Origin of the sequence: Pseudomonas sp. (assembly GCF_049645325.1) — a bacterium.
GTDB lineage: Bacteria > Pseudomonadota > Gammaproteobacteria > Pseudomonadales > Pseudomonadaceae > Aquipseudomonas.
Map to the genome: position 1 here is coordinate 1 of NZ_JBARTQ010000707.1, position 6,013 is coordinate 6,013.

The 6,013-nt window shown below is 58.6% G+C and carries 4 protein-coding genes; all 4 read left to right on the forward strand.

Annotated features, from left to right (window positions below):
- Nucleotides 1–171: 171 nt before the first annotated feature.
- The 4 genes from yaaA (at nt 172) to WBB95_RS30090 (ending at nt 5,937) form a co-directional block, all read left to right on the forward strand.
- The gene (gene yaaA / locus WBB95_RS30075; RefSeq protein ID WP_424490898.1) at nt 172–951 is read left to right on the forward strand and encodes a peroxide stress protein YaaA; all 780 of its coding nucleotides are present in this window, start codon (nt 172–174) and stop codon (nt 949–951) included.
- Nucleotides 952–1,851: 900 nt separating this feature from the next.
- Nucleotides 1,852–3,168: a nucleotide sugar dehydrogenase gene (locus WBB95_RS30080; RefSeq protein WP_424490899.1), complete on the forward strand. Its 1,317-nt coding sequence runs from the start codon at nt 1,852–1,854 to the stop codon at nt 3,166–3,168.
- 83 nt (nt 3,169–3,251) lie between these two features.
- Entirely contained in the window at nt 3,252–4,733 is a 1,482-nt protein-coding gene (gene alg8, locus WBB95_RS30085) for a mannuronan synthase (protein ID WP_424490900.1), read from the forward strand.
- A gap of 37 nt (nt 4,734–4,770) precedes the next feature.
- Nucleotides 4,771–5,937 (forward strand): PilZ domain-containing protein, encoded by a 1,167-nt coding sequence (locus WBB95_RS30090; protein ID WP_424490901.1) that lies wholly within the window; start codon nt 4,771–4,773, stop codon nt 5,935–5,937.
- Nucleotides 5,938–6,013 lie beyond the last annotated feature (76 nt).

Genomic DNA, 6,013 nt, shown 5'->3' on the forward strand with positions numbered 1-6,013 from the left:
TTTTGCGCTCTATCAAAAGTGAGCCGCCGTAAGGGCGGAACCCCTATAAGCCATCCCCGCAGCAACGGATATACACACCAACGACCAAACACCACCCCTCTATCACCATCATAGGTGGAGTCAAACCCCACACCCCCCTACAATCCCCCCACGATTACAGGAGCCAACTTCATGCTGATGGTGATTTCCCCCGCCAAAACCCTCGATTTCGAGTCCAAGCCGGCCACCCCGCGCTTCACCCAGCCGCACTACCTCGACCACTCCCAGGAGCTGATCGAGCAATTGCGCGAACTGAGCCCCGCGCAAATCAGCGAATTGATGCACGTCTCCGACAAGATCGGCGGCCTCAACGCCGCGCGCTTCGGCAGCTGGACCCCCGCGTTCACCCCGGCCAACGCCAAACAAGCGCTGCTCGCCTTCAAGGGTGACGTCTACACCGGCCTCAACGCCGAGACTTTCAGCGACGCCGATTTCAGCTACGCCCAAGACCACCTGCGCATGCTCTCAGGCCTTTACGGCCTGCTGCGCCCCCTGGACCTGATGATGCCGTACCGCCTGGAAATGGGCACCAAACTCGCCAACGCGCGCGGCAAAGACCTCTACGCCTTCTGGGGCACCCGCATCAGCGAATGGCTCAATGAAGCCTTGGCCGAACAAGGCGATGACGTGCTGCTCAACCTGGCGTCCAACGAGTATTTCTCGGCGGTCAAACGCACGGCGCTGAACGCGCGGATCATCAACACCGAGTTCAAGGACCTGAAAAACGGCCAGTACAAGATCATCAGCTTCTACGCCAAAAAGGCCCGGGGCATGATGAGCCGCTTTGTGATCGAAGAACGCATCAACGACCCGGCCAAGCTCAAGCAGTTTGATGTGCAGGGTTATCGCTTCAATGCGGAGCAGTCCAAGCCCGACAACCTGGTGTTTTTGCGCGATCACGCACCGGAATAAAGCCTGAATCCGCCCCCCAAGACTCTGAAAACCAACTGTGGGAGCTGGTTTGCCCGCGATAGCGAAGTATCAGTCGACTGATTTTCAACTGATACACCGCTATCGCGGGCAAGCCAGCTCCCACATTTTTACGCGTGCTCTCACCTGCGAATCGCCATTTATTTGACGTCAAAAAATATCTTGAAGCATTCCTAACGAATCTTTCACTCGACATTCGTCATTTTTTTTCGTAGTGGCACCACTTTTTTTAAACAGTAGTGGCACAAAACTATCCCTTCGCAGCAACTCCCCACAACTACTGGGCCAAGTAGCAAGTGCTATCAATATACTACCAGTGCCATCTTTCCTAATATTTCAAGAAATTTCAGGAAACAGGATGAGCGGCCCGGAACTTCATCAACACACGCGGCTCATACCACCGGTAACGAAATTCTCTGTTTCTGTAAGAGATGACTTACATGGCGGCCCAGGGAAGTAGTTAAGTTGTCTCGCACACTTATATACGTGGGTCACATCATCAACTGATTGAGTTGAGGGCGGCGATAAGGATTCATTGCTATCCCCTATAGGCCAAGGCAGCGCTTACCTAAATGTGTCAGCGATAACACCCAAGGCATTGATATTTATAGGCTATCAGCCTTTATCAAGCCCCTGCGGCGCTGGCGTCGGGCCCTTCCACCAGGAAGCCCGGCTGCATTTCAGGGCAAGCCCCAATAACAAGGCCAAGTTGCGCACAACTTGAGTGCAATCGTTAGTCACTCGTTATTCAACATGCCTGCACGCGGTAAGTTGGCGTCTATTCGCTTAACTTTCGCGGCATCAGTGACGCTTGCAAACATGAACTCCGGCCATCTAATTGGCATGATTAATATCGTCTTCAATGACAAAGAGGTAAATGCGATGCGCATCAGCATATTTGGTCTAGGTTACGTTGGCGCCGTGTGTGCCGGTTGCCTGTCTGCACGGGGCCATGAAGTGGTCGGCGTAGACATCTCCAAGGACAAGATCGACCTGATCAACGCGGGCAAATCGCCGATAGTTGAGCCAGGTCTGGGCGAACTGTTGAGCCAAGGTATCGAAACCGGCCGACTGCGCGGCACTACCAATTTCGCCGAAGCCATCCGTGACACCGACCTGTCGATGATCTGTGTCGGCACGCCGAGCAAGAAAAACGGCGACCTGGAACTCGACTACATCGAAGCGGTATGCCGCGAGATCGGTTTTGTCCTGCGTGACAAAGCCACCCGCCACACCGTGGTGGTGCGCAGCACCGTACTGCCAGGCACCGTGGCCAACGTGGTAATCCCGATTCTTGAAGACTGCTCCGGCAAGAAAGCCGGCGTCGACTTCGGCGTTGCGGTCAACCCGGAATTCCTGCGTGAATCCACGGCCATCGCCGACTACGACCTGCCGCCGATGACTGTTATCGGCGAGTTCGACAAAGCCTCCGGCGATGTCCTGCAGTCGCTGTACGAAGAACTCGACGCGCCGATCATCCGCAAAGACATCGCCGTCGCCGAGATGATCAAGTACACCTGCAACGTGTGGCACGCCACCAAAGTCACCTTCGCCAACGAAATCGGCAACATCGCCAAGGCCGTCGGCGTCGATGGCCGCGAAGTGATGGAAGTGGTCTGCCAGGACAAGACCCTCAACCTGTCCCAGTACTACATGCGCCCAGGCTTCGCCTTCGGCGGTTCTTGCCTGCCAAAAGACGTGCGCGCCCTGACCTACCGCGCCAGCTCCCTGGACGTGGAAGCGCCGCTGCTCAACTCGCTGATGCGCAGCAACGAATCCCAGGTGCAGAACGCTTTCGACATCGTCTCCAGCCACGACAAACGCAAAGTCGCCCTGCTGGGCTTGAGCTTCAAGGCCGGCACCGATGACCTGCGCGAAAGCCCGCTGGTGGAATTGGCGGAAATGCTGATCGGCAAGGGCTTCGACCTGAGCATCTACGACAGCAACGTCGAATACGCCCGTGTACACGGTGCGAACAAGGACTACATCGAAGGCAAGATCCCGCACGTGTCGTCCCTGCTCAACTCGGACTTCGATGACGTGATCGCCAACTCCGACGTGATCATCCTCGGCAACCGCGACGAGAAGTTCCGGGCCTTGGCGCACAACGCTCCGCACGGCAAGCAGGTGATTGACCTGGTGGGCTTCATGTCCCAGGCCACCAGCGTGAGCGGCCGTACCGAAGGCATTTGCTGGTAACAGCAACGGCGAGTTTCGAGCTGCAGGTGTCCTGATCCCCAGCGCCTGCAGCTTGAAGCCTTCTTCACCTTCGGATGACGCTTATGTCCAAGTTAAAACACGTACTGCTCCAAACCGCCGGTTGGCTGTTCTTTCTCAGCCTGCTGATGGGACTCGCCCTGCTGTTGCCGGCGAGTACGTTCGACTCACAGTCGAAGAATTTTATTTTCCTGATTGGCGCCGTCGGTATCTGGCGCTACTCGATGGGTGCTACGCATTTCTTTCGCGGCATGCTGTTCCTGTACGTGGTCTACCCGCACCTGCGCCGCAAAGTGCGCAAGCTGGGCAAAGCCGCTGACCCGTCCCATGTGTTCCTGATGGTCACCAGTTTCCGTATCGATGCGCTGACCACCGCGCAGGTGTACAGCTCGGTGATTCGCGAAGCCATGGAATGCGGCTTCCCCACCACCGTGGTCTGCTCGCTGGTGGAAATGTCCGATGAACTGCTGGTGAAAAGCCTGTGGGAACGCATGAACCCGCCGGAACACGTGAAGCTCGACTTCGTGCGCATCGCCGGTACCGGCAAGCGCGACGGCCTGGCCTTCGGTTTCCGCGCCATCTCCCGCCACCTGCCGGATGACCGCGCAGTAGTCGCCGTAATCGACGGCGACACCGTGCTTGCCGAAGGCGTGGTGCGCAAGACCGTGCCGTGGTTCCAACTGTTCGGCAACGTCGGCGGCCTGACCACTAACGAGTTCTGCGAAGTGCGCGGCGGCTACATCATGAGCGAATGGCACAAGCTGCGCTTCGCCCAACGCCACATCAACATGTGCTCCATGGCCCTGTCCAAGCGCGTGCTGACCATGACCGGTCGCATGTCGGTGTTCCGCGCCAGCGTAGTGACTGACCCGGGCTTCATCGCCGACGTGGAAAGCGACTCGCTGCAACACTGGCGCCTGGGGCGTTTCAAGTTCCTGACCGGTGATGACAAGTCCAGCTGGTTCAGCCTGATGCGCCTGGGTTACGACACCTTCTACGTGCCGGACGCCGCGATCAACACCGTGGAACACCCGCCGGAAAAGAGCTTTATCAAGGCCAGCCGCAAGCTGATGTTCCGCTGGTACGGCAACAACCTGCGCCAGAACTCCCGCGCCCTGGGCCTGGGTATGAACCGTCTGGGCCTGTTCACCAGCATCGTGCTGTTCGACCAGCGTGTGTCGATGTGGACCTCCCTGCTCGGCCTGACGGTGGCCTTCATCGCCACCTTCAAATACGGCGGCGCCTTCATCCTCGCGTACCTGCTGTGGATCGGTATCACCCGCCTGATCCTCACCCTGTTGCTGTCGTGCTCCGGCCACAAGATCGGCCCGGCCTACCCGGTGATTCTCTATTACAACCAGATCATGGGCGCGCTGGTGAAGATCTACGTGTTCTTCCGCCTTGATCAACAGTCCTGGACCCGCCAGGACACCAAACTGACCCGCGATTTGGCCAGCTTTCAACGTTGGTTCAACACCTGGTCGTCTCGGACCATGACCTTCTCCGCCGGCAGCATTTTCGTCGCCGTGTTGCTGATGATGGTCTGACCCTGCCAAGCCTGAATTAACTAGGAACTTACGAACCATGAATAGCCAAGCAAACGTCAACGTTGTCCACGAATCCGAAGCCCAGCGCCAACATGCCCGGGTCAAGATCCCGGCCAAGCTGCGCTTCTTCAACACCGACCGCACGCAGACCGAAGCGCGCGTGATCGACCTGTCCGCCGGCGGCCTGGCGTTCACCGCCACCCAACCGCTGACCGTCGGTGAAGTGCACAAAGGCCGCCTGCAATTTGTGATCGATAACCTCGGCCTGGCCATGGATGTTGAGCTGCAGATCCGCTCCTACGACCGCCAGACCGGCCGCACCGGTTGCCAGTTCCAGAACCTGGAACAACAGGATATTTCCACCCTGCGCCACCTGATCACCTCGCACTTGTCGGGTGACATCGTGACCATGGGCGACGTGCTCGCCACCCTGCAACGCGACAACTTCACCAAGGCGCGCAAGGTCAAGGACAGCGGCAGCGGCATGAGCGCTTTTGGCCGTTTGCGCGCGGTGGTGTTCAGCGCCGGTATCTTCATCGTCGGCCTCGCCGCGTTCGGCTTCGTGTTCAAATCGGTGTACGGCATGTACTTCGTCAGCCACGCCCAGGCCGGCCTCGTCAGCGTGCCCGGCATGAACGTGACCATGCCGCGCGACGGCACCGTGCAAAGCCTGCTCAAAGGTGACGCGGTCGCCGCCAAAGGCGCGCCACTCGCCACCTTCAGCACCAGCATGCTCGACGTACTCAAGGGCCATCTGGACGAAGACCAACTGCAACCCGCCAAAGTGGAAGAGCTGTTCGGCAAGCAAATGACCGGCACCCTGACCTCCCCGTGCGACTGCGTGGTTGCTCAACAATTGGTCGCCGACGGCCAGTACGCCAGCAAAGGCGACGTGATCTTCCAACTGGTGCCACGCGGCAGCCTGGCCAATGTTGAAGCGCGCTTCACCTATCGCCAGTTCGCCGACGTTCGCCCAGGCACCCCAGTGAGCTTCCAGGTGGCCGACGAAGAACAGATCCGCACCGGCACCATCGTCAGCAGCACCAGCCTGAACAGCGCCGACTTGTCCTCCGACATCCGCGTGCAGATCAAGCCGGACGCACCGCTGGACAGCACCTACGCCGGCCGCCCGGTAGAAGTAACCAGCGACCGTGGCCCATCGCTGAACTGGCTGATCGATAAAGCCATGGCTTCGGGCCTGTAAGTGAGGACATGCCTGTGACGACTCCACTTACTCTGAATGCTCCACCGTCCTTGTGGGAGCGGGCTTGCTCGCGAAA

Coding starts and splice junctions, on each gene's coding strand:
- WBB95_RS30080 (WP_424490899.1), top strand. CDS start 1,852: ATGCGCATCAGCATATTTGGTCTAGGTTACGTTGGCGCCGTGTGTGCC.
- alg8 (WP_424490900.1), top strand. CDS start 3,252: ATGTCCAAGTTAAAACACGTACTGCTCCAAACCGCCGGTTGGCTGTTC.
- WBB95_RS30090 (WP_424490901.1), top strand. CDS start 4,771: ATGAATAGCCAAGCAAACGTCAACGTTGTCCACGAATCCGAAGCCCAG.
- yaaA (WP_424490898.1), top strand. CDS start 172: ATGCTGATGGTGATTTCCCCCGCCAAAACCCTCGATTTCGAGTCCAAG.